This is a genomic window from Microcoleus sp. N9_A1 (assembly GCF_036701795.1).
Lineage (GTDB): Bacteria > Cyanobacteriota > Cyanobacteriia > Cyanobacteriales > Microcoleaceae > Microcoleus.
Genome location: NZ_JAUBRI010000018.1, coordinates 45,514 through 72,095, shown reverse-complemented (window position 1 = coordinate 72,095; position 26,582 = coordinate 45,514). Strand labels below are relative to the sequence as shown.

Genomic DNA, 26,582 nt, shown 5'->3' with positions numbered 1-26,582 from the left:
TGGACTGACGTATCACACATTGATAGCGTCCCAGAGTTCCGATATGGGAAAGGTTTGTCCCGCTTTGGCTTGGTGGAGGGAGGCTTTCAGATCGGCGAGGATTTGCTCGTTGGAGTCGGTATCTGAGTCAAAATCTGAGTCGAAGTCTGGGGCGATCGCGGATTGTGTCCGACTGGTCAAAAATTCCAGAAATGCCAGCGTTTGCTCTAAAAGTGGCTCAGGAGTCCGTTCGATCGCTTCGAGAAGGCGTTGTTTAATCGGCGACATAAGACTACCTCTATTATTATTGATTTTTTCTGCCGTCGGGCATTGTGGTGCCGGCCATACTTGCTCGATCGATACTAGCGCCATCTATATTAGCATTGCGGAGGTTGGCATCGGAAAGATTGGCATCCCTCAAGTCGGAAAATCGCAGGTCTGCACCGTCGAGATTTGTCTTTGTCAAGTTAGCTTTTCTGAGGTTAGCGTTGCTGATTCTCGCTCCTACTAATTCGGCTCCGCTTAAGTTTGTGCGAGCTAGATTGGTGTTGACAAAATCTGATATCTCGAAGCGACTACCGCTGAGGTTGGCATCTGATAAATCTGATCCTGTAAGGATGGGATTTTTTAAGTTAAGGTTAACTAATTTTACGGCTCGGAGGTCGCAGCGGGAGCAGCTTTGAGTTACCAGCAAGGTTTCGACGTTGGCGTTGATTTGGTCGATTTGTTGCTGGGAGAAATTTTCGGCAAATTCTGGGGAGACGTAGCCGAGGTTTTTGGGGTCGGCTGGTTTTGGTTGGGGTGTTTGTATTGGGGGTGTTTGGATTTGTTGGGGTGTTTGGATTGGTTGGGGTGTTTGTGGTTGGGGTGTTGGGATTGGTTGGGGTGTTGGGATTGGTTGGGGTGTTGGGATTTGTTGGGGTGTTTGGATTGGTTGGGGTGTTTCTATTTGCCCGATCGCACTTAGTTGCAGGCCCACCTTCGGCAGTTCGAGAGTTGCTGCAAAAATTAGTAGGGCGATCGACATTATTGTGAGTTTTTTCATAAATCAATAAGTTTTTGTTTGCAAAAATACCATTTATATGGTATAATAACTCGAAAAGTGAACACCCTACATTTCGCTAAATAAATCAAAATTTAGATAAAAAACTTCGGAACCATCAGGTGCGCGAATTAACTTTTCTATTACCGGAGGCAGTTGCTGTTGACGGTACAATTCGGGAATCTCGCAGAAGCTTTCTTCGGTAATTTCCAAAATTTTTGGCATATCAGGAAGGGGAATCCCCAACCGATCGCTTTTATTTAAGGTACAAATAATCAGGTATTTGCACTCAGCAATGCTCGGACTGCTGGGAAATATTTTGGATAAATTAATTATAGTAATCAGTTCTTCTTGATGCCGCAGTAAACTATTACCGTTAGGTAAAGTGCCGTAGGTATTAAAGTTTTTAACAATGCGCTCCACTCGTTCAATAGGAACAGCATAGTAAATATTTCCTAGTTCAAAGGAAACAAACTTTTTAGGGGCCATTATAACAGTGGCTTGTTTCTTGCTCCGAAATCGGCGATTGTAATTAGCGTGAGTCATTGGATTTGAGATTTTAGATTTTAGATTTTAGATTGAATAATTATTTGATTGAAGATTGAAGAATGAAAATTATTTGATTGAAAATTGAAAATTATTGGATTTTAGTAGGTGCGTCGGTTGCGTATCTTCCCACTATAATTCGCGTGTTCAATTACTTTTTGCCTAAGTTTTGTTTGAGATTAGGGATTATTTGATGGGAGATTTGAGATTTTGGATTAAATTATTGATTGGTGGATTAATTTGGGGATAGCTTGTAAAAGTTGGGCTTCGCTGTAAGGTTTGGTGAAGTATTGATTTGCGCCTAATTCCATTGCCATTTGCCGATGTTTTTCCCCGCTACGGGATGTCAGCATGGCTACGGGAATCTTAGCAAACCGCTCGGTCGATCTGATCGATCGCAACAATTCAAATCCATCCATCCGGGGCATTTCAATATCCACGATCGCCAAACTGCAATCAAGACCATTTTGCAACTTTTCCAGGGCATCCACACCGTCTTTAGCCTGTACCACCCGGTAGCGAGCACGAGTCAGCGTCAGAGACAGCAACTGCCGAATTGTATAGGAATCATCCACTATCAAAATCTGCGGTGACTGACTCGAACTCGCCGGTATCTCCTGCACTTTACCGGAGACAGCGCCGATCGAACTATTTACCACAGGTTGGCCCACCAAATCGTCCACATCCAGAATATTCACCACGCGCCCGTCCCCCAAAATCGTAGTCCCCAAAACCCCGCGAGGCTTAGATAGAGGCGGCGGCAAAGGTTTAACCACAATTTCCTGCTGGCCGATCAGCCGTTCCACAGCCACAGCCAGCATTCCTTCGGTAGAAGCCAAAACCAGGACAGGAATTTCGTCTAGACTCAAAGGGTCAGGAGAGGGGGCATCCGGCGCGACGACGCTGTATTCGAGCAAATCTTGCATCCTCACCAAACGAATAAATTCCTCCCGCCACCACAGCATCGGCTGATTGCCGGCAATGTGAACTTCCGACGCTTTAATGTGCAGAATTTCCTCGACTGCATCCAGTGGCACTGCTATTTTATTGTGATCGGTCTTCACCATCAAAGCATCAGTAATCGACAGCAGCAGTGGCAGTTTAATGATAAAACTCGTACCTTTTCCCAGGCGAGAGTCTACCTTCACAGTCCCCCGCACAGTCCGCAAATTTGTTCGCACCACGTCGAGCCCGACTCCCCGCCCCGAAAGGTCGCTGACCCCTTCTGTAGTGCTGAAACCCGGCCAAAACAGAAAATCGTAGAGTTCGGCAATGGAAAATTCTTGAGCTTGTTCCTCCGTAGCCAAACCCTTTGTGACAATTTTACGGCGAATCATTTCCGGGTCAATGCCTTTGCCGTCATCGGCGACAGTAATAATAGTTTGGCCACCTTGGTGGCGGGCTTCTATTTCAATTTGACCGCTGGCCGGCTTGCCGCTTGCTTTCCGAACTTCGGGCATTTCGATGCCGTGGTCGAAAGCGTTTCTCACTAAGTGTATTAAGGGGTCGCGCAAAGCGTCGAGCAAACTTTCGTCAATTTTGGTATCTCTTCCCACTAGCAGCAGGTTGACATCTTTCTCATAAGTGAGGCACATTTCCCGCAGGGCTCTGGGTAAGTGATCGACGGCGCGACTGAAACTCACGACTCGCAACTGCATGACGCGGCTGCGGAGTTGTTCGGTAATGCGGCGCAGTTGGTCGGTACTGCGCTCGAATTTCATGGCTAAGGTGTCTAATTTGGTGGCGGATTGAGAAATTGCTTGGGCAGTTTCGATGACTTCTGCGGCTGTCGAGTGGAACTCTGTATAACGATCCATCTCTAAGATATCGAAGTGAGCATGGATCGGAGAGGATTTGCCGTTAGCAATCATGGGGAATTCTGTTTCTGCTGCTGCGAGTTTTCCCAATCCAGAGTTCCCGTTTCCCCCTTTCCAGTCTGCAAAACTCAGTCTGTCGTATTCTTCCCGCAACTGGCCGCCGAATTGGTTTAAATCTACGATACTGCGGCGGATGCGCTTGACTTCGCCACGCAGTTCGGATTCTTGAAGTTCTAAATTTGTACGGTTGATGACTAATTCCCCGACTAGATTCACCAATTCAGTTAAGCGTTCTAAGTCTACCCGGATTGTCGGCCTTTGCGGGTTGGGGACTGGGAGAGTCGGGGAGGGGGGGATTTCGGGGGGAGTGGGGGAGGGGGAGAGGGGGGGAGTGGGAGGGGGAGTGGGGGAGAGGGGGAGAGTGGGAGTGGGGGAGATTTCGGGGATGTCGATCGCCCTTCCTTCCAATATTTGTTGGCGTGCGGTTTGCAAGTTTTGGGCGATCGCCCAACCCTCGGATTGCAACCGTTGTAGAGTCAAGTCGGGAGAGTCTATCAAAGCGCTGAGGGCTGCGGCGATTTTCCCAAAATCCGGCAATTGCAGCATTCCAGCCAAACCGGAGAGTTGGTAGTAAACCTGGTTGAGGGCGGTGACGCTTGTTGCCAAATCTGCCTCGGAAGCTTGGGAAAGCTCGGTTTCTAGGCGATTGAAGAGTGCCGGCACTTGGTGCTCAAAAATCTGTTTCAGGGTTTCCGGGGCGGTCGATTGGCTGACTGCGGGGACTGGCGGCGGTTCTGCCTTGCCGTACTTGGCCTCGAACTGAGCGTGAATTTGCTCGATCGCCTCCAAGTTTTCCGTTTGATCCGGAGTTGTGACATCGGAGTGTTGAACTGATTCGATCGTAATCTTTTTGAGAGCATCCACCCCTTGCAGCAAAACACTCACAGTAGTCGGTTCCAGGGCTGACAAGTCTGTGCGATCGCGCAAAATGACAAAACAGTCCTCCAGGGTGTGAGCCGCCGCCGATACGTTTTGAAAGCCCAACATCGAACCCGCACCTTTAATCGAGTGAGCCGCCCGAAACATTTCTTTAACTGCCGCTTGTCGCTCTTTCAAACCCGCAGCTTCCATCGCCAGCAGATTCGTCTCCATTAACTGGAGAAACTCTTCGCATTCTGCGGTAAAAGCATCTATTAATTCGTTTAAATCGTCATCATTCATATTAGTCGGTTGTCTGTTGACTGTTGTCTGTTGACTGTTGACTGTTGGCAGTTTTTTTATATATGATGTCAGGTTAATTGACTGTAATTATTTTAGGGGCGGATTTACGATTATCAATACTAAATCCGGCATTCTTAGTCCGCTAGCAGTGGACTTCGTTTGTTTAGTAGCGATTTCAATCGCCGAATTATCTAATCTGTCAACAGTCAACCGTCAACTATCAACTGTCAACAGTCAACCGTCAACTATCAACTGTCAACTGTCAACTGTCAACTGTCAACTGTCAACTGTCAACTGAACTAACTGCGGAAATTCGCCACCGACTTTTGCAATTGGCCCAGAGAACCAGACAGCTCGTCCAAAGATGCTTTGACATCCGCACCTTTTTGTGCAGTCGTATTAGCAATCTCGTTGACTTGCTGCATACTGTTAGCAATTCCCTCAGCCGAAACAGTTTGCTTGGCAGATGCGATCGTAATATTCTGCACCAAAGCATTCATTTCTCGACTAACTTCGATAATGGCATTGAGGTGAGTTTTAGCTTCGCTTGCCAGCTTAGTGCCTTCCACTACCTCCAGCGTCCCCGATTCCATTGCCTTCATCACACGGCTGATTTCTTCTTGAATTGTACCGACAATTTCCGAGATTTCCTCCGTAGCGCCAGCGGATCTTTCTGCCAACTTCCGCACTTCTTCGGCGACAACCGCAAAACCCAAACCTTGTTCGCCGGCGCGCGCCGCCTCAATCGTAGCATTCAGTGCTAACAAATTCGTTTGGGAAGCAAGTTGAGAAATCGAAGTGACAATTTTGCCAATTTGCTGCGAAGATTCGCCCAAACGCTTCATCATTTTTGAGGTAGAGGCGATCGTCAACCGGAGCCCGTTAATGCCTTCGACAGCGCGATCGACCGCCATACCGCCGACTTCAGCAGTGTGAGAAGACTGCTGGGCGACTGTTTCGGCCCGCACCGAAACATCTCGCACGTCGCGGATCGAATTCACGATCCGCTCGATTTCCCGCATGATGGCAGATATTTTTGTTGCTTGAACTTCCGCCTGTTGGGTGAGTTGACTGGTATTGTTAATTGACTCGCCGGTGGCAGATGTTACCTGTTCGGCTAAAGTTTGAATTCCCGTTACCACTTTCCGCAGAGAACCGATTAAGAAGTTAAAAGAGTCGGCGACAGCACCTAAAACGTCGTTAGTCACTTCCGCCCTGACTGTCAAGTCGCCTTGAGCCGCGCCTTTAATTTCTCCCAACAATTTAACGACTTGCTGAGTCAGAGAATCAGCTTCAGCTTTACGTTCTGCTGCCAATTTTCCTAGTCGTTCTTCTGCCTCTTTGCGCTCGGTAATGTCAAAGCGAATGGCGATATATTTGACTATTGTGCCGCTGGTATCAAAAATGGGGGAGATCGTCGAATCTACCCAGTAAAACGCTCCATCTTTGCGTCGGTTTTTGATTTCCCCTTGCCACACCAAACCGCGAGAAAGTGTCACCCACATTTCTTCAAAAAATGATTTGGGATGGTAGCCGGAATTGACGAGGCGGTGGTTGCGGTGCAGGAGTTCTCCCATGCTGTAACCGGATATTTCCATGAATCGATCGTTGACGTAGGTAATCATGCCTTGAAGATCAGTTTCGCTGACGATCGCCGATTCGTCCAGAGCATTTTGCCGCGTTTTGAGTTCTTGCAACAAGCGTTGCTGTGTCTCGGCCAACTGCTGCATCTGCTGCTGGGATGCTCTTTCTTGGGTGACGTTGCGGCAAACGACTACACCGCCTTTGATTGCTCCGGTTTCGTCTTTGAGCGGGCTGCCGCTAATTTTTATCCACAGGCCCTCCGGCTGGGCTGCGTGGCGAGTGAAAAGCTCTACTTCGCGTACTGATTCTCCTCGAATTGCGCGCGCTAAAGGTATGTCGGCTGCGGGATAGGGAGTGACTCCATCTGGTAAAAATAAGCCGTATTTTCCCGACCACTCGTCGGGAAGAGTATCCGTGGAACCCAAGCCAAAGATATTTTCGGCGGCGGGGTTGAATAAAACAAAATTGCCATTTTCGTCGGCTGCAACTACGCCGTCGCTAATGCTGTCAATTAACAGTTGCAAAAGATTGCTTTGGCCTCTAAATTTGTCTTCGGAACTGGCTAATTGGGCTGTTGTTGCTTGCAGTTGGGCGATCGCCTGTTTGCTTTGGGTAATGTCGCGAGCGACTGCATACATAATCTTTTCTTCTATTAGCGGTCGCGACTTCCACGACAGCCATTTGTAGGAACCGTCTTTGCACCGATAGCGGTTTTCAAAAGCGATTACTTCGGCTCCGCTAGCTATTTTTGCCGTTTCTGCTAAGGTTTTTTCGCAGTCTTCGGGATGGACGAAATCGATAAAAGATTGGTCTTGCAATTCCTCTACGGTGTAGCCGAGGGTTTTTGCCCAAGCGGGATTGAGGCGCTTGAATTTGCCTTGAAAATCGGCGATGCAAAGCAAGTCGAGGGAGAGGGTGAAAAACCGATCGCGCTCTGCTTCGGCTGTTTTGCGATCGGTAATTTCGATCGCCACACCGCCGACACCCATCGGTTTGCCGTCCTCTCCGGCCAAAGGAAAGTAAGAAGCCAGCCAATCTCGGATCACGCCCGGTTGGTTGAGAGTTGTTCCCGACACCTCAACGTTTAACAATGGTTGGTTGGTGGCGAGAACCTGCTGCAATATCGGCTCTAGGGTATCAACCATTTCCGGTAAAACTTCCCTCACCGTTTTGCCGAGGTGTTCGGCAACTGAAACGCCGGTAGTTTCGGCTAATTTCTCGTTTGCTTGCACGAACCGCAACTGGTCGTCAAAGATAAACATGGCGGCCGGGGCGGCGGCAAAAAATGCGTCAAAGCGGGATTGACGCAAAACTAATTCTCGTTCTAAGGCTTTGCGATCGCTAATGTCGCGAGCTTCTGGAATTAGCAGCACGACTTTGCCGTTGTCATCTACGATCGGCTTGAGGGAGAAGTCCACAGTCATCACAGCACCTCCAGCAACCAGCACGTCGGCTTCGTAGCGAACAAATTCGCCGGCGGCGGCTTTGACGACTGCAGCTTCGACTTTTTGCTTGGCTTCTGGGGAAATCTGCCACCACAGATTTTCGGCAAACTGCGTGCCGATGAAGTCTTCGCGCCCTAGTCCGGCGACTGTCAGGGCTGTTTGGTTGGCTTCTAAGACGGTGCCGTCGGGTTCTAGCAGCCCGACTAATTGGAACGATTGGTCGAAAATGGCTCGGAACAGTCTTTCGCGATCGCGCAGCATTTCTTGGGCCCGCTGGCGATCGCTGATGTCGCGGGTAACTGTTGCCAACCCCATAGGCTCGCCAGTTTCTGGGTTTTTGACGGTAAATAGGGTGAAGTCAACCGGAAAGTCTTCGCCGGTTTGAAAGTTCCTCAAGCGGAATTCACCCTGCCAAAAACCGTCTCGCATAGTAGCCGGCAGGATTTCTTCTTTTAAGCTTTTAGCATCTTCTGCTGAGAAGAATTCATATATAGTTTTGCTTTTTACTTCTTCAATATTTTGCAATCCTGCTAGTTTAAGGCCAGCCGCATTGAGGTATGTTGCCTCTCCCTCCAGGGTTGCCGTACCGATAAAATCCGAGCTACTTTCTACGATCGCAATCAATCTTTGCTTTTCGATTTCTGCTTGCTTGCGCTCCGTGATGTCGTTGTTAGTTTCTAAAATTGCTTTGGGTTTCCCCTGTTCGTCTCGCTGCAAATTCCAGCGACTAAATACGGTGACTTGGGTATCATAATTGGTGACGTGAATCAATTCTCCTTCCCAATAATTTTGCTCTTCTAACTGTGCGGAAATAGCTGCTAAAGGCTGGGGGAAAATGGTGTGCAATAGAGTAATTGTGACTTTCCCCAAGGCTTCTTTTTTTGTCCAGCCGTACATCCGTTCGGCTCCCTGACTCCAATAATTAATCCTGCCGTCCATATCCCGAACGATCAAGGCATCGCTTGCCAGGTCGAGCATTTGCAAGTTCTGCTGCAAGGTTTCTTCTGTGCGCTTGCTTTCTGTAATGTTGCGGGCAATTGTTGACAGAAATTCAATTTCTCCCTTCTCGGATTTGTGAGCAATAATTACTTGAGAAACTGGTATTTCTTTGCCGTCTAAAGTTTGCCAAATTGTCTCGCCGCTCCACGCCCCGTCCCGGCAAGCTGCGGGGATGCCGACGTTGATAATAGTGTCGATACTTTTGGGCGATGTCAGGTCGGAAATGCTGACTCCGGCTAAACCTGAGTCCTCGCCAACTCTCAACATTTCTCTGGCTGCGCGGTTGAGATAAATGGTGCGCTGTTCGGTGTCGGCTATGCCTACCCAGTCTGTTGTGGTTTCTAAAATTGCTTTGAACCGCAATAGTTCTTCTTCAGATTTGCGGCGTTGTGTGATGTCGCGTGCCAAGCCGAGCATTCCTAAAATGTTGCCTTCTGCGTCTTTGAGGGGCAATTTCTGGGTGTCGAAGCTGTGTACTTTTCCGTCGGCTAAAGTGGCGAAGTCGTTGGAGTTCGGGGCGAGATGGTTGTCTGCCCGGAATTTTTGGATTTGGTTCGGGGAGTCTGTGTGGGCGTGGAAGTTGCCAAAGATTTGATCGACCGATATGCCTATTTCTGCGTCGTCTTTGCCGATAATTTCTGCTTGAGTTTTGCCGAAGGCGGTGGCGAAACCTGTATTGACTAGGGTATAGCGCGAGTTTCGATCTTTGACAAAGATGCAGTCTGGCGTAGCGTCAATGACTGTCCGCAGCAAGTTTTGGGAGCTTTCTGCTTCTGCGAGTGTGTGCCGCAGTTGTTCTTCCATTTCCACGCGGTTGGTGATTTCTCGAATCGCGCAAACGAGGACTTTGCTGCCACAGGCATCGACAAAGGTAGATTTTTTGACGGAGAGAAACCTGGTGTTTCCGGCTGGGTTTGTGATGGTTTCTTGGGTTTCGATGCTGGTGTTTGCCAAGAAAACTAATTGGTTTTTTTCTTCATATATGTCTGCTTGTTCTTTCGGCAAGAAGTCGCGGTAAGCTTTGCCAATTAGTTCTTCTCGGCTGTGACCGATGTATTGACAAAAGGCATCGTTTAATGTTAACCAGCGGTGCTGTTCATCCTTGACGTAAATCGGGTCTGGGATGGTGTTGAGGACGTTATTTAAAAATTGTTCCGAAGCTTTTAATTGCTCTTGAACAGCGATGCGATCGCGAACTTCCTGTTGCAATTGGGCGTTAGTTTGCGAAATTTGCTCAGTTCTTTCCTTGACTCGCTGCTCTAGTTCTGCAGTTAGTTGTTGAAATGCCGCTTCTGTTTTTTTGCGTTTGGTAATTTCGCGGCCTTCTGCGAGTATTTGATAGACTTGTCCAGTTTCATTTAACAGCGGCTTAAAGGATAGGTCAATTACTATCAACTGGTTATTGAAGCCTGTGATTTCGTATTCTTCCCGCACAAATTGGCCGGTAGAGACTTGTTGAATGTTGGTTTTTATTCGCTGCTGGTTGGTTGGGGATGCTGCCCACCAAGGTGTGTGCCAAAATTTCTGTCCCAGCACTTGTGATTCTGGGAAGTTGCCTAATTCTAGCGCTGTCCGATTTGCTTCGATCAAAGTACCGTCTGGTTCTAATAATCCGATGATTTGAAAAGCTTGATCGAAGATGGCTTGAAATCGCTGAGTAGTTTGGCTGAGGGCTTGTTCTGTTGCTTTTTTGGACTTGATAATTTGGGTGGAACCTACTAAGAATTGGTAGCGGTTGGATAAACTCAAAAATCCGATCGCCGGAATTACAGTTATCCAATCGGAGACAGTTTGCATTACCGGGGAGTGTGGCAGTCCCAGGTATTCGGCGGCGTGGCCGCTGTGTCCCAAACCACAGCTCCAAAATATGCCTGCTGTGACTGTGGCGAAGATGTCGAACCCGAATTGACGGTTTCGCCACAAACCTAAGCTGATCAGCGAGGCGATGCCAAAGTAACAGACACAAATGATGCAATTAGCAACCCCAGCTAGCAGCGATGGAGAGAAGTCTGGCAATGTCAGGGTGAAAGTTGTTGCGATCCAGGTATAGAGAAGTTTCATGATAAAATTTATAGTTGGTAACTCAAATGCGGGCGATGGATAGATTGCAAAATTTTAGATTTTAGATTTACTCCCTATTCTTTCTTTGTCAATTGTCAACTGTCTAAAAACCTCGCTGTCAACTGTCAACTGTCAACTGTTTAATTACCAGCGTTCGGAATGGGCGATTGCTTCTACATCGACAATCATTAGCAAGCGTCCTTCGGAATTGTACAGACCTTTTAAGAATGGAGCTAGGTCGGGACTCACATCTAGTGCTGAGACAATGCGATCGGGACTGAGAGGTAAAACTCCTTCGACGCGGGAGACTGCTAATCCCAGGCGGATTCTCGACAACAATCTCACGTCTCGTGGATCGGGCGCTTCTACAACTAAGATGCGGCTGTTTGGGTGGTAGATGTCAACCGACTCAATACCGACGAACAGTCCGAAGTCTGCTGCTGCTAAGATTTCGCCCCGCAAGTTGGTTAATCCCAGCAAAAATGGCAGGGTGTTGGGAACCAGGGAAATCGGTTGTTCCTTGAAGGAAAGGACTTCCCGTACTGCCTCTAAGTCTATGGCGAACAGACTGCCTCCTTGACCGAACAGGAGAAATTGCTTTGTTCCACTTGTCTGATTCCCCCCAGCGGGGGAAGCCGTTATTTTCATGGCTTATTTTTAGTTTATAGTGTAGCTTACAAATTAGAATTTTGCTTTGACCCTAAAGTCGATCGCCGATCTAGTTTTTCTGCATCAGTTTTGGTGCGTCAAATGTTTCCGTTAAATAAATCGCGGCTGGGCAAATAAGCAGGTTTATATGATTAAACATAAAGTTTTATGGAATTCAAAAACCCAGTTTCTTAAAAAAAACGGGGTTTTTCGGTATAATATTTTTGGGAAATCTGCCGATAACTTTATATTCGGATTACGTCGAAAGCAGGCGTTGCACTATGTGGACCAGTTGCTGAGGTTCAAAGGGTTTGCTAACGTAAGCGTCGGCGCCTAAATCGGTTCCCCAAGCTTTATCGATCTCGGTGTTTTTATGAGTACAAAATACTACGGGCAATTTGGCAGTTGCGCGATCGCCCCGCAATTCTCTGATCACTTCAAACCCGTTCATTCGTGGCATCACTACATCTAAAACGACCAAAGCCGGAGGGGTTTTGCGGATCATGGCGATCGCTTCTTCGCCGTCGCCTGCCCGGATCACATCCAATCCGGCATCTTGAAGAATGCGGCAGATGATTTCTAGTTCGCTCTTAACGTCGTCCACTACTAAAATTTTTGACATGATTCCACACTTCCTTGCTGTTATTGACAGCGGACTACGTTTATTCAGAAGCTGGCGCGATCGGCGGCGATGGGACTAGACCGCTTTGCGGACAAATTAATGTACTTCCAAATACAATATAGCCGATCGTATGGCTGAAGGTTAGCTGTCAGGGATAAAAAGCGATAAAAATTTACTTTACTAACGGAATCGCTCTGAATAAATTAATCGGCAATTAGTAATTGATTCTTGTAATTCGGTGTTTCAAAACCAACAGTTCTTAGTATAGCAATCCTTGCCGGAGTCGTCAAATTTACCCCCCCACCCTCCCCGAACCCGCTCTGAGGGAGTAATAAATTTACCAATATTTTAGGATTTTAATAGAAGAATATGTAGGGGAAAAAAGCCAAATTTTCTACGTTTATTTTAGCTTTATTCCCCAAAATCTAGTTTTAATTAGTACCTAATATAATGCTAAATAAATTATTTATTAACGCTATTAATTGTAACGTAAAATAGTTATAGCGGTGCTAGTTTGGGTGAAGAATAAAGTTTATTTCAGTTAATATACAGCCCGATATCGCTGAGCAAGCGCTATTATTTTATTAATGATACAATTCAAATTTGAGGATTTTAACAATGACATTTAAAGAATTCTATTGTGTGTGATTTATAATTGGGGGGCAAATTCAATAGGCCGCGCGGCAGTCCCATTTTACCGAGTAGAGGAGTGTTGGTTTCACCAAAACTGCTACCAGCAGGCGCCATCCTTGAGTTTGATTGTGAACCCAGCCGCAAAGACTGCTGGAAGATGCGGTCAATCGATTTTAGATTTTAGATTTTAGATTTTAGAAGCGCTCCCACTGATAAATCCGGAGGCGGGTGATGAGCAGTCGGAGCTTTTTTCTCGCTTCACGGATGAATCCGGGGGTTCCGGACGACATTGCTTGATTGTCAAATTAGTCGGTGAGGGAGAGACGGCGATCGGCTATAATAAAGGGCTAGAGGAAAAGAACACCGAAAACCCGAAAATATGGTTGCCATCCAAAGAAATCTCAACATTGCCGCGCTAGAAGCAGAATACAGTCAAAAAACACCACGAGACATTCTCAAATTTGCCCTAGAAAATTTTGACAATATCTCCATTTCTTTCAGCGGGGCTGAAGATGTAGTTCTGATCGATATTGCCTCAAAAATCAACAAAAATTTCCGCGTTTTCACCCTAGACACCGGACGATTGCACTCAGAAACTTATCAGTTTTTGGATCAAGTCAGAAAACATTACGGCATTAAATTAGAAGTAATGTTTCCCGATGCAGCAGAAGTACAAGCCCTAGTAGATGAAAAGGGATTGTTTAGTTTTTATGAAGACGGTCACAAAGAATGCTGCGGCGTGCGAAAAGTCAAGCCGCTGCGCCGGAAATTGAATACCCTCGATGCTTGGATTACCGGTCAACGCAAAGACCAAAGTCCCAGTACCCGCAATGGTATTCCGGTGATTGAAGTTGACGGTGCTTTTTCAACTCCAGACCATGAATTAATTAAATTCAACCCCTTAGCCAATTGGTCTTCGGCAGAAGTTTGGGAATACATTCGCGCTTTGGATGTGCCTTACAACAAGTTGCACGAACGCGGTTTTGTAAGTATTGGTTGCGAACCTTGTACGAAGCCGATATTGCCGAACCAACACGAACGCGAAGGTCGCTGGTGGTGGGAAGAAGCGACCGTAAAAGAGTGCGGTTTGCACGCTGGTAACGCACAAACATAGTAAATCCCTTAGTCGTAAGGTGCGCTAGGCTCACCAAACAAATAGTAGGGTGCGCTAGGCGCACCTTGCCCAAGAATAAATGCACTTCACATAAATCGTAGCCGAAGAATTCGTAATTAAAATAAACACAAATTAAGCTGAGCTTGCCCTTGCACTTTGATAGAATGACCGACATTGAGAATAAATGCTAGCCGAAGAATTCGCAATTAAAATAAACACAGATTAAGCTGAGCTTGCCCTTAAACTTTGATAGAATGATCAACATTCAGAAAAGTTTTTAAAGTAGGTACTATATGCTCGCCTCAACTAGCGAATTGCTGAACACGGCTTTGAGAAATGGTTATGCAATCGGCGCTTTTAACGTCTACAACCTCGAAGGAGTAAAAGCCGTCATCAATGCGGCCGAAGCGCTGCACAGTCCTGCTATACTGCAACTTCACCCCAGCACCCTCCTATACGGAAAATCGCCTTTAGTCGCGCTGTGCATCAAAGCAGCCCGCAAATCTTTAGTGCCGATCGCAGTACACTTAGATCACAGCACCTCAGAAAAAGACATTCACCTCGGTCTAGCCGCTGGCATTAAATCCATTATGGCAGACGGTTCTTTTTTGCCATACGAACAAAACTTAATATTTAGCCGGGAAATGACTAAATTAGCCCACGCTAACGGTGCGGCAGTTGAAGCAGAAATCGGCAGAATTAGTGCCAGGGAAGACGGTTTGACAATCGATGAGAAAGCTGCCAAAATGACAGATCCCGTAGCAGCAGTAGAGTTTATCAAAGAAACTAAGGTGGATTTTTTAGCCGTAACAATTGGTAACGTTCACGGCAAATATTTCAGCCAACCCAAACTTGATTTTCCGCGTCTGGCAAAAATCCGGGCTGCTGTTTCAGTGCCATTAGTGCTTCACGGTGCTAGCGGTTTGCCGGACTCAATGATTCATCAATGTATTAAATTCGGAGTATCTAAATTTAATGTGAATACGGAAGTTCGCGAAGCTTATATGGACGTGTTAAAAAGTAGCATTTCTGAGGCACATCCGGATTTGTTGGAAATAATGGAAAAAGCTATCGATGCCATGCGATGGGTCATTTCTGACAAACTGCAACTTTTTGGTTCTGTCGGTAAAGCTTATTTGCATCACTCTGTCGAGACGGATGAATTGACCGCAAAGATTACCCGCAACAAACAAACAAGCCGCAACCAATCAAGTTTCGATCAAATGTTAAAGCCTGTGTATAGTGAGGCCTTCTGTCTTCTTGTGAAGTAAAAAAAACTAAAGTCCTGACTGCGAACCAGTTTGTAGTCAGGACTTCAGTCCTCTCTAACCGTTTAAAAATTGATCGGGATCGATGCCAGATTCCCGCAGCCGCCGCATTAAAGACTGCAATTGAGCTTCCGCTTGTTGAGCCCTAGATTCCGCTGACTCGGCCCGCTGCCGTTGCTGTTCCGCTTCAGTCAGAATCCAATTGCCATCAACATCATACCAGCGCAACCACAGTCGATCGATTGCCTGAAACTCTCCTTGCCACAAACCCAAGCCCAAACTTAAGTCAGGAATCCACACTCGCGACTCGGGCAATTCTAATTCTTGATAGTGTCCGCCCTTCAATTCAAACACTCGCAATTTGTTAGTATAGCGGCTGAAAACGGCATAAATAGGAACCCGCAAAATTTGCTCGTAAACCTCCCATTTTCTCGGCGGTTCGTCCTTCGTCTCCGGCTGCAAAGCTTGCCCGTTACCCGCAGTGTTTCCCGACTGAGGTGGCAACTTTTCTTCATCGGTATTGTCGCCTAAATCTTCTTTTTCTGTTCCCGGCGAAAGCAGTTCTACAATTACAAAAGGATTCACGCCTTCCTGCCAAGTAACATAACTCATCCGCAGTTCGGATCGATCGTAAAGTCGGGGAACTCCCACAACTCCAAACCAATCCGGCCGCTTGTGCCACAGAGTGTGATGCACGTCATAATAAAGGTTCATGTCGGTGCCGCTAAATATCTCAGAAGCTGGATAATTCCGAGGTCGAAACGTCAGGGTCAACAACTGCGGCTGCAAATCGTGAAATTCGTCAGGTAAACCAGGTTCCTCCGGGTCTTCGCTGGGTAAATCGTACATTGTCGGCAGCGTTTCTCTGGGCGATCGCGGCGGATCGGTTTGCGGCACAGGATATTTAAAAGGCAACATATAATATTGAGAAATGACTGCATTTATGCTAACATCATTTTTATACTTGCAGGACGAGCGCCAACACCCTGTAAAACGTTTATTTCAAACTTTTCTTCGTCTCTTCCGTGAAGTCAATCTAAAATCTAAAATCTAAAATCTAAAATCGACTGACCCGAACTTCTGCACTATGATCGACATTCCTCAACTGATTGCTCAAGAACTTTCCATTAATCTGTCCCAAGTTAATAATGCTCTGGAACTTTTCGCCGAGGGAGCAACTATTCCGTTTATTGCCCGCTACCGCAAAGAACGGACGGATTTGCTGAATGAAATTCAGTTGCGGGACATTTCCGATCGCTTCACGTATCTGACGGAAATAGAAGACCGCAAAAAATCGATTTTAGATACGATCGCCTCTCAGGGCAAACTCACTGAAGAACTGCAAGCTAAAATCGAATCGTGTTTGCAAAAAAACGAACTAGAAGACCTTTATCTGCCTTACAAACCAAAGCGGCGGACGCGAGCGACAATTGCTAGAGAAAAAGGTTTGGAACCGCTGGCAAGTTTTATCAAATCTCTAAACTTACCGACTGCTAAACCCGCTGATCTTGAGGCGGAAGCCGCTAAATACATTTCGGAAGAAAAGGGCGTTAAAACTGCAGAAGAAGCTGTCAAAGGTGCTGCGGATATTTTGGCGGAGGCGGTTTCCGAACAAGCTGAATACCGAGCTTATTTGCGAGATTTTTTGATGAAAACTGGGGTTTTTGTATCGAAAATTAAAGATGATTTTCCGGAAGAAAGCACTAAATTTGAAATGTACCGCAATTACCAAGTTGCAGCGAGAAGCGTTCAGTCGCACAATATGTTAGCGCTGTTTCGCGGGGAAACGGAAGGGGTTTTAGATTTAGACTTAGCCTTTGATGAATCCGCAGTGATGGCTTATTTGGAATCTCAGGAAATTAGAACTAAGATAGCAGCAGTTAAGGAGTTTTATCGATCGACCTTGAAGGACGCTTTCAACCGCCTGATGAAGACTTCGTTGATTACGGAAGTACGATCGCACAACAAAGCCATCGCTGACATCGAGTCGATCGCCACTTTTGAAACCAACCTCCGCGAGTTGCTGCTGTCGGCGCCAGCGGGAATGAAACCCACATTGGCGATCGATCCGGGATTTCGCACGGGGTGTAAAGTTTCCGCCCTCGATGAAACCGGGCAGTTTTTGGAATATCAAGCAATTTTCCCCCACCAAGCGGCCGCTCAGCGACAACAAGCTGGTAAAATTGTCAAGCATTTAATTGAAAAATATAAAATTGAATTAATTGCGATCGGCAACGGTACAGCTTCCCGCGAAACAGACGACTTTGTGTCGGAAGTTTTGGCAGATATGGACAAAAAACCGATTAAAGTCATGGTGAATGAATCCGGTGCATCGATCTATTCAGCGAGTGATGTGGCGATCGCCGAATTTCCCGACCTCGACATCACCGTCCGCGGCGCAGTCAGCATCGGACGGCGCTTGCAAGACCCCCTCGCCGAGCTCGTGAAAATCGACCCGAAATCAATAGGAGTCGGCCAATACCAGCACGATGTTGACCAAAAACTGCTCAAAAAGAAACTAGACGAAACAGTCGAAAGCTGCGTTAATTATGTCGGAGTTGATTTAAACACAGCATCGAAAGAACTGCTGACATTTGTATCGGGAATGACGGCAACAGTTGCCAAAAATATCGTCAATTACCGCAACGAAAACGGCGCGTTTAAAAATCGCCGCCAACTGCTAAAAGTTCCCAAACTCGGCCCGAAAGCTTTTGAACAAGCAGCGGGATTTCTCCGCATTCGCGGCGGCGAAAACCCGCTGGACAATACAGCAGTCCATCCAGAAAGTTATCCTGTAGTGCAGGCGATCGCCAAGGATTTAGACTTGCCGCTGACAGGAATAACACAAATATCGGAAAAAATCAAGACTGTAAATATCAAGAAATATGTCACGGAAAAAGTCGGAGAACCGACACTCCGAGACATTATTTCTGAACTAGAAAAACCGGGAAGAGACCCGCGCGCCGAGTTTAAATATGCTACTTTCCAAGCAGGAATCAAAGAAATCTCCGATTTGCAAGTTGGGATGGAATTAGAAGGCATAATCACGAATGTAGCTAACTTTGGAGCCTTTGTTGATGTGGGAGTGCACCAAGATGGTTTGGTTCACATTTCTCAATTAGCCGATCGCTTCGTAGATGACCCCAAACAAATTGTCAAAGTCGGACAAGTTGTGAAAGTGCGGGTTTTGGAGGTGAATGAGAAGTTAAAGCGGGTTAGTTTGACGATGAAGCTGCAAGAAAAACCGCAACCGCAAAATGGCAATAGTGCGAGGCTTCCGGCCCCGCGCCGACGTTAAAACTGTGGGGGAAAGCTGAAAAAGGGCGATCGAACCGCGAAGACGCGTTCGGCGAAGCCGTTCCCGTAGGGTAGGACACGAAGGAAGAGAAAAGAAGGAGAAGTTGGTAATTGCTATTTTTTCTTGCTAGCTTTCCAAGTGCCACCGTAGAAGTAAAAAGGATTGTTTTTACTTACCGATTCCCAACATTTAAGACACAAAAAAAAACCACTGCCCCGACTCGTCATACCGGGCGCGGTAGAGAGTCGAGGCAGATTGGAACGATCGCAATATTTGATTCTGATTGCCCTGGCCATTGTTACTCAGTTTCAAACAATAACCGATTCTTGAGGACGGGCGAAAATCATGCGGCCGGCGCTAGTTTGCAGGGCGCTGGTGACTACGACTCTGGCTTCGCCGCCGACATAGCTGCTACCTGCTTCTACGACAACCATTGTGCCGTCATCCAAGTAACCGATGCCCTGAGAAGGTTCTTTGCCTTCTTTGCGGATTTTTAGTTCGATCGTATCTCCCGGCAAATAAGTGGGGCGCACCGCATGAGTCAAATCGTTGATATTCAAAACCGGCAGTTTTTGGACGGTAGCTACTTTCGATAAGTTGTAATCGTTGGTGAGCAAAATGCCGTCGATATCCAAAGCGAAGCGGACTAATTTTGCATCGACTGTGGCAATATCTTCGTAGTCTGCCGAGTGAATTTGAATCCGTTCTGGATATGTTTCTTTGATGCGGTTGAGTACATCTAAGCCGCGGCGCCCGCGGACTCGCTTTTGATCGTTGGCGGAATCCGCTACAAGTTGCAGTTCTTGGAGTACGAATTGCGGCACGATAATTTGACCTTCGAGGAAACCTGTTTCTAGCAGGTTTTCAATTCGGCCGTCAATAATGCAGCTAGTATCGACAACTTTGGCACTTGCTGGTTTGAAAGTACCTTCGGCTACCAACACCGTGTCAAAGCTTTTGGGGTTGATCAGTCGCAAGAAAGCGCGGCCGTGGGTGTCGGTCAAACTGACGCCTGTGAAGCCGAACATGACGCTACCCAAGACGGCGACTAGAGGTTTGATGAAGCCGAACTCGCGGGGAATTGGCAGCAGGAATAGCGGAGCCAGCATTAAGTTTGCTACTAGCAGTCCGATGATTAAGCCGATCGCCCGCGTCAGCAGCATCTCCACTGGCATATCGCGGACTTGTTTTTCCAAGCGTCGATAGGTTGTTTGAGCCACTAATCCCATCACGAAGCCGATTAATGCTCCAAACGAACCTAGTACAGAACTTAAACCTTGTATATTTGTAACTTGCTCCAGCAGATTGCTCGGCAGGAGTTCGACTCCGTAATAGCCGATGCCTCCGCCTGCGATTATGAATGAGATTATTATGATTGCGTCTAGCATTAGTTCTAGGTTAATGAATTTATTCACATTATATCTTTGCAGTGCTGATACTTGTTTTCATGCTTTGGTCGGATATCGCCCTATTTACTCAGGGATTTTCATAAACTTATATTTCGCGGTTGTACCCTTTGGGGGATGTGCCAGGGAGTCGATCGGCATTTACCATGGCCCGCCGAAAGCAGGCACGAGGTGCGAATAGACCGCCCTGCTTGCTGTTCGGCAATTGTGGCAGCTCGAAACCGGTACGAGGTTAAATTAAAAGAGCCGTAGCTTGCGGGGCGGGACGCCATCGTTCGCAGCGCTTTTTTGGTAAGAAAATGTCATAATATACATAATTATTCATGATTGTTTAATGAAAACTTTAGATTTGAAGTGGCGCTTTCGGCTTGAAATGTAATGAACCCTACCACAGATTATTTAACATTTGAATTAAAAAAAAGTGTGCAAGCGGGAAATTCCGGGATTCCTAGTTCGGCTTACCTGCACATACCTTTTTGTCGCCGTCGCTGTTACTACTGCGATTTTCCGGTTTTTGTGGTGGGCGATCGCAAAAATGGCGAGAATTCCGGCACAATCGTGCAATACGTTGCTGTACTGTGTCAAGAAATTCAAGAAACTAAAAATTTAGGCGCATCTCTGAAAACAGTTTTTTTTGGTGGTGGCACGCCTTCGCTGCTTTCTGTCAGTCAGTTGAGCAATATTTTAGAGACTCTCGACGGCAAATTTGGGATTGCTGCTGAGGCGGAAATTTCTATAGAAATAGACCCTGGTACCTTTACTTTAGAACAGTTGCGGGGATATGCAGCGGCGGGAGTAAATCGAGTTAGTTTGGGAGTGCAAGCTTTTCAGGATGAATTGCTGCAAGCTTGCGGACGATCGCACTCTGTCGCTGATATTTTTGAAGCAGTAGAAATAGTGCGATCGGCTGGAATTGTTAATTTCAGTTTAGACCTAATTTCGGGATTGCCGCACCAAACTTTAGAACATTGGGAAACTTCCCTTAAATCGGCGGTAGAAATTGGCCCGACTCACCTGTCGAGTTACGACTTAATTGTTGAGCCTGGAACGGCCTTCGGGCGCTACTTTGAAGCAGGCGCGCAGCCACTACCTGCAGATGAAACCGCTGCTGAAATGTACCGTTTGGCGCGCTCAATTTTGACTGAGGCTGGCTACGAACATTACGAAATTTCTAATTACGCTAAGCCCGGTTATCAGTGCCGGCACAACCGCGTTTATTGGGAAAATCGCCCTTATTACGGCTTGGGAATGGGGGCGGCGAGTTACGTGGAAGGCAGGAGGTTGACAAGACCTCGCAAAACTCAAGAATATTATCATTGGGTGCGATCGATCTCTGGCCTCAATTCCCCAGCAACTCCTCAAATTGGGGGGGAAACCCAGCAAGATATTTACCCAGCAATTGAGCAAAATGTTCAAGTCTCAGAAAATGACGTTTTGTTAGAAACGCTGATGCTAGGTTTGCGTTTAGCAGAAGGAGTTAGCCTGTCGGCGCTGACTGAAAAGTTTACTCAACAAACGGTTGATAAAATTTGGCATTGTTTGCAGCCCTACTGGCGACAAGGATGGGTGGAAATTATGACTGAGGATAGGGGGAGCGCAACTTTAGGCGAGGGCGGGAAACTGCCGCTTTCGGGCAATTTGAGGTTGAGCGATCCCGAAGGTTTTTTATTTTCTAATACAATTTTAGCCGATTTGTTCAGCAAGTTAGGTGAGGATAATTAGCTCTGTCTGAGGAAGTATATCCCCAGCAAGCGCGATCGGCCCTAAAGCCGGGGCCGCCAATGCGACCTAAAGGAAATTCAATTGCTCCCTAGCTTGATCCTGTCAAAAATAATATATTTTCTATCGATCCCTACACAAAACTTAAAGGCGAACTAAGCCTTGAGATAGAGGCCACGACTGCACTCCAGCCGTCATACTTAAGACTGAACATTTAAAAAGTAATTTAATGAACACTTTAACTATCGATCGCAACCAAACCCAAAACCAGCCCTGCCTTGTAATTAGCGAGCGCGGGTGCAATCCGACTTCCAAGTGTAATTTTTGCGGTCACTACCAACAGGCAAGAGGTTCAGTCGGTCACTGTCAATTGTTGAACGCACCTGTTAGGGGAGGATGGAAATCTTGCACTTTAGCAATGCCTGCTTTTGCACCTTCTTGGGAATACGTGGAAGGCGCTGATATTTCCACGGCGAAATTGATTAATTAACCCAAACAATTTAAAAAAAAAATGTATAAAAAATTGTGTTTTAACGGGAATATGCTATATTTATTGTAGGTCCGTTGCCGATCGCTCGCACAATTGCACAAACAAGTTAAAAAAATGAATTTGACACTAAATCAGGTAATTTCCGAAGGTCATACGAGCATTTTGTGTTGGTATCTTAATAATACTAGCAAAGTGCAAATCGCTCGCATTACAAATATTCCTAATTGGTATTTTGAGCGGACAGTGTTTCCGGGGGAACGTTTTTTGTTTGAAGCGCTGCCGGAAGCTCAGCTAGAAGTTTGCAGGAGTGCGGATACGGGTGGTATAGTGTGCGAGCGAATTTTGTGCGATCGGCTGCGAGTTGAAGAATTAAGCACGGCTGATTGAAGATAATTCCCCAGACTTACCAACGAGGAATAGAAACCCAGTTTTTTCAGAAACCGGGTTTCTCGTTGTAATTATAAATTGTATATTTCGGGCGGCGTCGAAGCCCACCCCACAAGAATTTCAAGAAAATAGGTGGGTGGGCATTCTGCCCGCCCGAAAAGTTAAATTTAAATGCAGACCAGCTTATAAGTTAAATTAATTTTAGAAAATCCACCACTGTTTAATACTAAAACCCGATGTCCCTCACCGAAAAAATCCTCTCCCAAGTGCCGGGAGATGCCCTTGGAGGCCTGCGAAACGTCGATCGACTCTGGGAAAACCTCAAACAAAACACCGCACCAGCACCCCAAGCAGTCACACACAGCCAACAACCCCTCGAAACCCTCGATTTCGACATAGTTATTGGCGGTGGAACCCTAGGAATATTAATCGGTACAGCCTTAGCCGTGCGGGGCTGGCGAGTAGCCCTGCTTGAACGCGGCACCCTGCGAGGACGCGATCAAGAATGGAACATTTCTCGCAAAGAATTAGACGCCTTCCTCGAACTAAATTTGCTATCAGTTGAAGAGATAGAAAAGGCCATCGCCACCGAATATAACCCAGCCCGCATCAGCTTTGCCAACACCTCCGACATCTGGGTGCGCGACGTACTAAACATCGGAATAGACCCAGTTTACCTCCTAGAAACCTTGAAACAGCGATTTCTCCAAGCGGGAGGAAAGCTATTTGAAAATACACCATTTAAAACAGCAACCATTCACCCGGATGGAGTCTTGGTAGAATCTGTAAATACCGATTTACCACTTGCTACAAATTTATTTAAAACCAGATTATTATTAGACGCAATGGGACATTTTTCGCCCATTGTCCGCCAAGCAAGACAAGGTAAAAAACCCGACGCCGTATGTTTAGTAGTCGGCAGTTGCGCTCAAGGATACCCCAAAAACGACACTGGCGATATATTTGCATCCTTCACCCCAATGCAAAATCAGTGCCAATATTTTTGGGAAGCATTTCCAGCCAGAGACGGCCGCACAACCTACTTATTTACCTACATAGACGCCGACACAGAAAGATTCAGTTTAGAAACATTATTTGAAGACTATTTGCGCTTGCTTCCCCAATATCAAAACGTCGAACTCGAACAGTTAAAATTCCAAAGAGCACTCTACGGATTCTTCCCCTGCTATCGCCAAAGTCCTCTAAAAACGCCTTGGGATCGCATACTCCCAGTCGGAGATAGCAGCGGCAGCCAATCTCCCCTCAGCTTCGGCGGTTTCGGGGCAATGGTGCGCCACCTCAAACGCTTGACTCTAGGAATTGAGGAAGCTTTGACAAGCGACAGTCTCAGCAAAAATTCCCTGGCACTTTTGCAACCCTACCAACCGAATCTATCTGTCACTTGGTTGTTTCAGCGTTCGATGAGTGCTGCGATGAATCAAAAAATAGACCCCAATCAAATCAATCAACTTTTGGCTACCGTCTTTCAGGTAATGGAAGAGTTGGGAGAACCTGTACTCAAACCGTTTCTTCAAGATATCGTGTTGTTTCCGGCTTTGTCACAAACTCTGTTTAAAACAGCAATTAGCCATCCCGGATTAGTGATAAAAATTATCCCGCAGGTAGGAATAGCTAATTTGCTCGATTGGATGGTTCATTATGTAAATTTAGGGATTTATACGGGATTGCAGCCTTTGGGGAAAGCCGTAGAACCGCAGGTAAAAAATTTAGCGCCGACACAGCAATACTATTTTCACCGATTAGTTGAAGCGTGGCAATACGGCGCTGGAGGCGATTATTAATTGATTAATTGTGGCACGGGCATCTTGCCCGTGGCTAATATATGAACAGGCTTTCCGGCCTGTTCCACAACATAATTATATTAGTTGTGAGTTATGAAGGAGCTATAACTGCTAAAGCTTGAGGAATCACTCGGAATGTTGCCGGCGTGTAAGTTGTGATTTCACCGTCGGTATTAATCGGATGGCGTTTGCTAGTATTAACCTCAATTTCTTGAGCTTCCAATGTGCGAACGTTAGGCCGACTGGTATGATTGCCTTGTTTCATAGCCGGCAGCAAAGCAATGATTTCCCACCAGTTTTTTGTTTCCAAACTGTACAAATCTAGTTTTCTGTCGTCGATTGTGGCATTCTCGGCAACTGTCATGCCTCCGCCGTAATAACGGCCATTTCCAATGGCGATTTGAATAGTTTTAACATTAAAAGATTGGTTTTTAACTATAATTTGTGCTCTGAATGGTCGCGATTCCAAAATTACTTGCAAAGCTGTAAAAGCATAAGCTAAAATTCCCCAACGGCGCTTAAATTCTTTAGTCAATCGCTGGGTAATTTGCACGCTCAATCCCAAACTCGCCACATTAAAAAAATGTTGGCCGTTCACCCAACCCAAGTCTATTAGCCGAACTTGACCGCTGGCAATTACTTGACAAGCTGCGGATAAATCTGTAGGAATTCCCAGAGTGCGAGCTAGGTCGTTAGCCGTTCCCATCGGCAAAATACCCAAGGGCAATTTAGTGTCCATCAAACCTTCTATGGCGGCGTTGAGAGTGCCGTCGCCACCGCCGATTATTACTAATTCGACTCGATTTTGGTAGCGCCGAATTGTGTCGGAAAGTTCGCGGGCGCGGTCTGTAGATTCTACCATTAAGTCAAAACCCAGTGCTTGCAATTTTACAGTGGCTTGAGATAATAGCTTTTGCCCTTTTCGGGAGTGTTGGTTTACTAAAAGTAGAGCTTTCTTCATTTGTTAATTTTTAATTAGGAATATTGCGTATTTTAAATTACAAAAAGTATAGCTTGATGCCTTAACTGCATGAAATTAATGCTTTACTTCCATTTTACCAGTTATGATGGATTGACAAAAATGTTAAAAAATGGATAATTGTAGCAAAAGATTCGTAAAAAGTAGCTCCCTCCCGCTCTGACCTAGCAGCAAAAAACCTCGCTTCTCGATCGAACTTAATTTAAAATCATGTATAATTTTTTACAAAAAGCCCAAGTCGCTGCCGATCGCCAAAACTGGCCCTTGTTAGTCGAATGCTTGCAGCAAGTGACAGCCAAGGCCGGCAAGCCGCAGGAACAACACATTTTAGAGCAAGCTGTCAGTTTAGCAATAGAAGCCTTAGAATGGGGCGATTTTCAAGACCGCTGGGAAATTGCTAAAGTATTGCCAAATCTGGGAAATGGCGCGATAGCACCTTTAATTGCCGTACTCGAAGACGAAGACGCAGACACCGAGCCCCGGTGGTTTGCCGCCCGCATCCTCGGAAAGTTCGATCGCCCGGAAGTGATTCAAGCTTTAGTAGAATTAGTCAAAAATTCCGACGAAGAATTGAGCCAAATCGCTGCCGAAACCCTAGGAAATTTCGGCCCGAGGGCCATAGAATCCCTCGCAGCTCTCCTACTCCAAGAAGACTCGCGACAGTTTGCAACAGCAGCACTCGCCCAAATTCGGCGCACCGAAACCATCGCACCGCTGTTGAGCGTAGTTGGAGACTCTCAAGTTGCGGTGCGGGCGCACGCAATCGACGCCCTGAGCAGCTTTCACGACTCCCGCATCCCGCCGGTACTGGTAGCAGCACTCAAAGATCCGGCGACAGCAGTCAGAAAAGAAGCCGTGCGAGCTCTCGGGGTGCGCGCCTATTTAGATGCAGAATTAGATTTAGTTAACTTGCTCAAACCTTTGCTTTCGGACATCCGATTAGAAGTTTGTCAGCAAGCGGCGATCGCGATCGGGCGAGTGAAAACCGATGCTGCAGCGGCTGCTTTATTTGAATTGCTGCGATCGCCCATAACTCCGGTTGAATTGCAAATCGAAACTGTGCGCGCCCTAAGCTGGAGCGAAACTGCAACCGCTTTAGCATATTTGCAGCAAACCTTAATTGCCGAATTAACTAACACAAACTCTCCTGTTTGTCAAGAGATTGTCACTGTTTTAGGGCGACTGGAAAAGCCGGAATTAAAAGCCAAAGCTGCTGAAATTATGATCGATTTGCTCGCAAGCAATCATCCCGCCGTGCAGTCTGTGGAAATCAAACAATCTTTAGCTTTAGGGTTAGGGAAATTAGGGGATATGAGAGCGCTAGATGTCCTGATTAAAATGTTAGCAGACGCCGACACAAGCATCAGGCTACACTGCATGGCAGCGCTCAAACAGCTAGGTGCTGCCGAAACGAGGCAGCAATTAGAAAGTTTAGTTAAGCAAGAGAGTCTCGAACCAAGATTAAAACAGGGAATTGCGATCGCCCTGCAAGAATGGCAAGAAAATTAAGAGCGAGTGAATT

General features: G+C 46.5%; 18 protein-coding genes. 8 read left to right on the top strand and 10 right to left on the bottom strand.

Annotated features, from left to right (window positions below):
* Positions 1 to 12: 12 nt before the first annotated feature.
* The 7 genes from QUA58_RS11255 to QUA58_RS11225 all read right to left on the bottom strand — a co-directional run bounded on the left by QUA58_RS11255 (position 13) and on the right by QUA58_RS11225 (position 11,964).
* Positions 13 to 267 carry a hypothetical protein gene (locus tag QUA58_RS11255; RefSeq protein ID WP_333394089.1) on the bottom strand — a complete coding sequence of 85 codons (255 nt, stop codon included), beginning with the start codon at positions 265 to 267 and terminating at the stop codon, positions 13 to 15.
* A gap of 16 nt (positions 268 to 283) precedes the next feature.
* Positions 284 to 1,024: a pentapeptide repeat-containing protein gene (locus QUA58_RS11250; RefSeq protein WP_333394087.1), complete on the bottom strand. Its 741-nt coding sequence runs from the start codon at positions 1,022 to 1,024 to the stop codon at positions 284 to 286.
* 66 nt (positions 1,025 to 1,090) lie between these two features.
* Complete coding sequence (locus tag QUA58_RS11245) at positions 1,091 to 1,510, bottom strand: chemotaxis protein CheW (protein ID WP_333309642.1); 420 nt, start codon at positions 1,508 to 1,510, stop codon at positions 1,091 to 1,093.
* Positions 1,511 to 1,782: 272 nt separating this feature from the next.
* Complete coding sequence (locus tag QUA58_RS11240) at positions 1,783 to 4,605, bottom strand: hybrid sensor histidine kinase/response regulator (protein ID WP_333394085.1); 2,823 nt, start codon at positions 4,603 to 4,605, stop codon at positions 1,783 to 1,785.
* A gap of 299 nt (positions 4,606 to 4,904) precedes the next feature.
* On the bottom strand, positions 4,905 to 10,694 hold the full coding sequence (locus QUA58_RS11235; protein ID WP_333394083.1) for a PAS domain S-box protein: 5,790 nt from the start codon (positions 10,692 to 10,694) through the stop codon (positions 4,905 to 4,907).
* A 144-nt stretch (positions 10,695 to 10,838) separates the two neighbouring features.
* On the bottom strand, positions 10,839 to 11,342 hold the full coding sequence (locus QUA58_RS11230; protein ID WP_333251210.1) for a chemotaxis protein CheW: 504 nt from the start codon (positions 11,340 to 11,342) through the stop codon (positions 10,839 to 10,841).
* A 256-nt stretch (positions 11,343 to 11,598) separates the two neighbouring features.
* Positions 11,599 to 11,964 carry a response regulator gene (locus tag QUA58_RS11225; RefSeq protein WP_333251212.1) on the bottom strand — a complete coding sequence of 122 codons (366 nt, stop codon included), beginning with the start codon at positions 11,962 to 11,964 and terminating at the stop codon, positions 11,599 to 11,601.
* Between the two features lie 1,012 nt (positions 11,965 to 12,976).
* Here QUA58_RS11225 and QUA58_RS11220 point away from each other — a divergent pair.
* Both QUA58_RS11220 and QUA58_RS11215 read left to right on the top strand, forming a co-directional pair.
* Positions 12,977 to 13,711 (top strand): phosphoadenylyl-sulfate reductase, encoded by a 735-nt coding sequence (locus QUA58_RS11220; protein ID WP_333251216.1) that lies wholly within the window; start codon positions 12,977 to 12,979, stop codon positions 13,709 to 13,711.
* Between the two features lie 293 nt (positions 13,712 to 14,004).
* On the top strand, positions 14,005 to 14,982 hold the full coding sequence (locus QUA58_RS11215; RefSeq protein WP_333251219.1) for a class II fructose-bisphosphate aldolase: 978 nt from the start codon (positions 14,005 to 14,007) through the stop codon (positions 14,980 to 14,982).
* Between the two features lie 54 nt (positions 14,983 to 15,036).
* On the opposite strand, the gene QUA58_RS11210 is transcribed toward QUA58_RS11215, so the two are convergent.
* Positions 15,037 to 15,897 carry a Uma2 family endonuclease gene (locus QUA58_RS11210; RefSeq protein ID WP_333394082.1) on the bottom strand — a complete coding sequence of 287 codons (861 nt, stop codon included), beginning with the start codon at positions 15,895 to 15,897 and terminating at the stop codon, positions 15,037 to 15,039.
* A 169-nt stretch (positions 15,898 to 16,066) separates the two neighbouring features.
* Between QUA58_RS11210 and QUA58_RS11205 the strand changes: the two genes are divergently transcribed.
* Positions 16,067 to 18,277, top strand: a complete 2,211-nt coding sequence (locus QUA58_RS11205) for a Tex family protein (RefSeq protein ID WP_333394080.1) — start codon at positions 16,067 to 16,069, stop codon at positions 18,275 to 18,277.
* 308 nt (positions 18,278 to 18,585) lie between these two features.
* Here the strand turns inward: QUA58_RS11205 and QUA58_RS11200 are convergent, their stop codons facing one another.
* On the bottom strand, positions 18,586 to 19,665 hold the full coding sequence (locus tag QUA58_RS11200; RefSeq protein WP_333251228.1) for a PIN/TRAM domain-containing protein: 1,080 nt from the start codon (positions 19,663 to 19,665) through the stop codon (positions 18,586 to 18,588).
* A 396-nt stretch (positions 19,666 to 20,061) separates the two neighbouring features.
* Between QUA58_RS11200 and hemW the strand changes: the two genes are divergently transcribed.
* From hemW to QUA58_RS11180, 4 genes are all read left to right on the top strand, one after another.
* Complete coding sequence (hemW, locus tag QUA58_RS11195) at positions 20,062 to 21,405, top strand: radical SAM family heme chaperone HemW (RefSeq protein WP_333394077.1); 1,344 nt, start codon at positions 20,062 to 20,064, stop codon at positions 21,403 to 21,405.
* 226 nt (positions 21,406 to 21,631) lie between these two features.
* On the top strand, positions 21,632 to 21,892 hold the full coding sequence (locus QUA58_RS11190; protein ID WP_333251232.1) for a hypothetical protein: 261 nt from the start codon (positions 21,632 to 21,634) through the stop codon (positions 21,890 to 21,892).
* A gap of 114 nt (positions 21,893 to 22,006) precedes the next feature.
* Positions 22,007 to 22,279 carry a DUF1830 domain-containing protein gene (locus QUA58_RS11185; protein WP_333251235.1) on the top strand — a complete coding sequence of 91 codons (273 nt, stop codon included), beginning with the start codon at positions 22,007 to 22,009 and terminating at the stop codon, positions 22,277 to 22,279.
* 236 nt (positions 22,280 to 22,515) lie between these two features.
* Positions 22,516 to 24,081 (top strand): FAD-dependent oxidoreductase, encoded by a 1,566-nt coding sequence (locus QUA58_RS11180; RefSeq protein WP_333394075.1) that lies wholly within the window; start codon positions 22,516 to 22,518, stop codon positions 24,079 to 24,081.
* Between the two features lie 91 nt (positions 24,082 to 24,172).
* On the opposite strand, the gene QUA58_RS11175 is transcribed toward QUA58_RS11180, so the two are convergent.
* Positions 24,173 to 25,042 (bottom strand): lipid kinase, encoded by an 870-nt coding sequence (locus QUA58_RS11175; RefSeq protein ID WP_333394074.1) that lies wholly within the window; start codon positions 25,040 to 25,042, stop codon positions 24,173 to 24,175.
* Positions 25,043 to 25,270: 228 nt separating this feature from the next.
* Between QUA58_RS11175 and QUA58_RS11170 the strand changes: the two genes are divergently transcribed.
* On the top strand, positions 25,271 to 26,569 hold the full coding sequence (locus QUA58_RS11170) for a HEAT repeat domain-containing protein (RefSeq protein ID WP_333394073.1): 1,299 nt from the start codon (positions 25,271 to 25,273) through the stop codon (positions 26,567 to 26,569).
* The last annotated feature ends 13 nt before the right edge of the window (positions 26,570 to 26,582 follow it).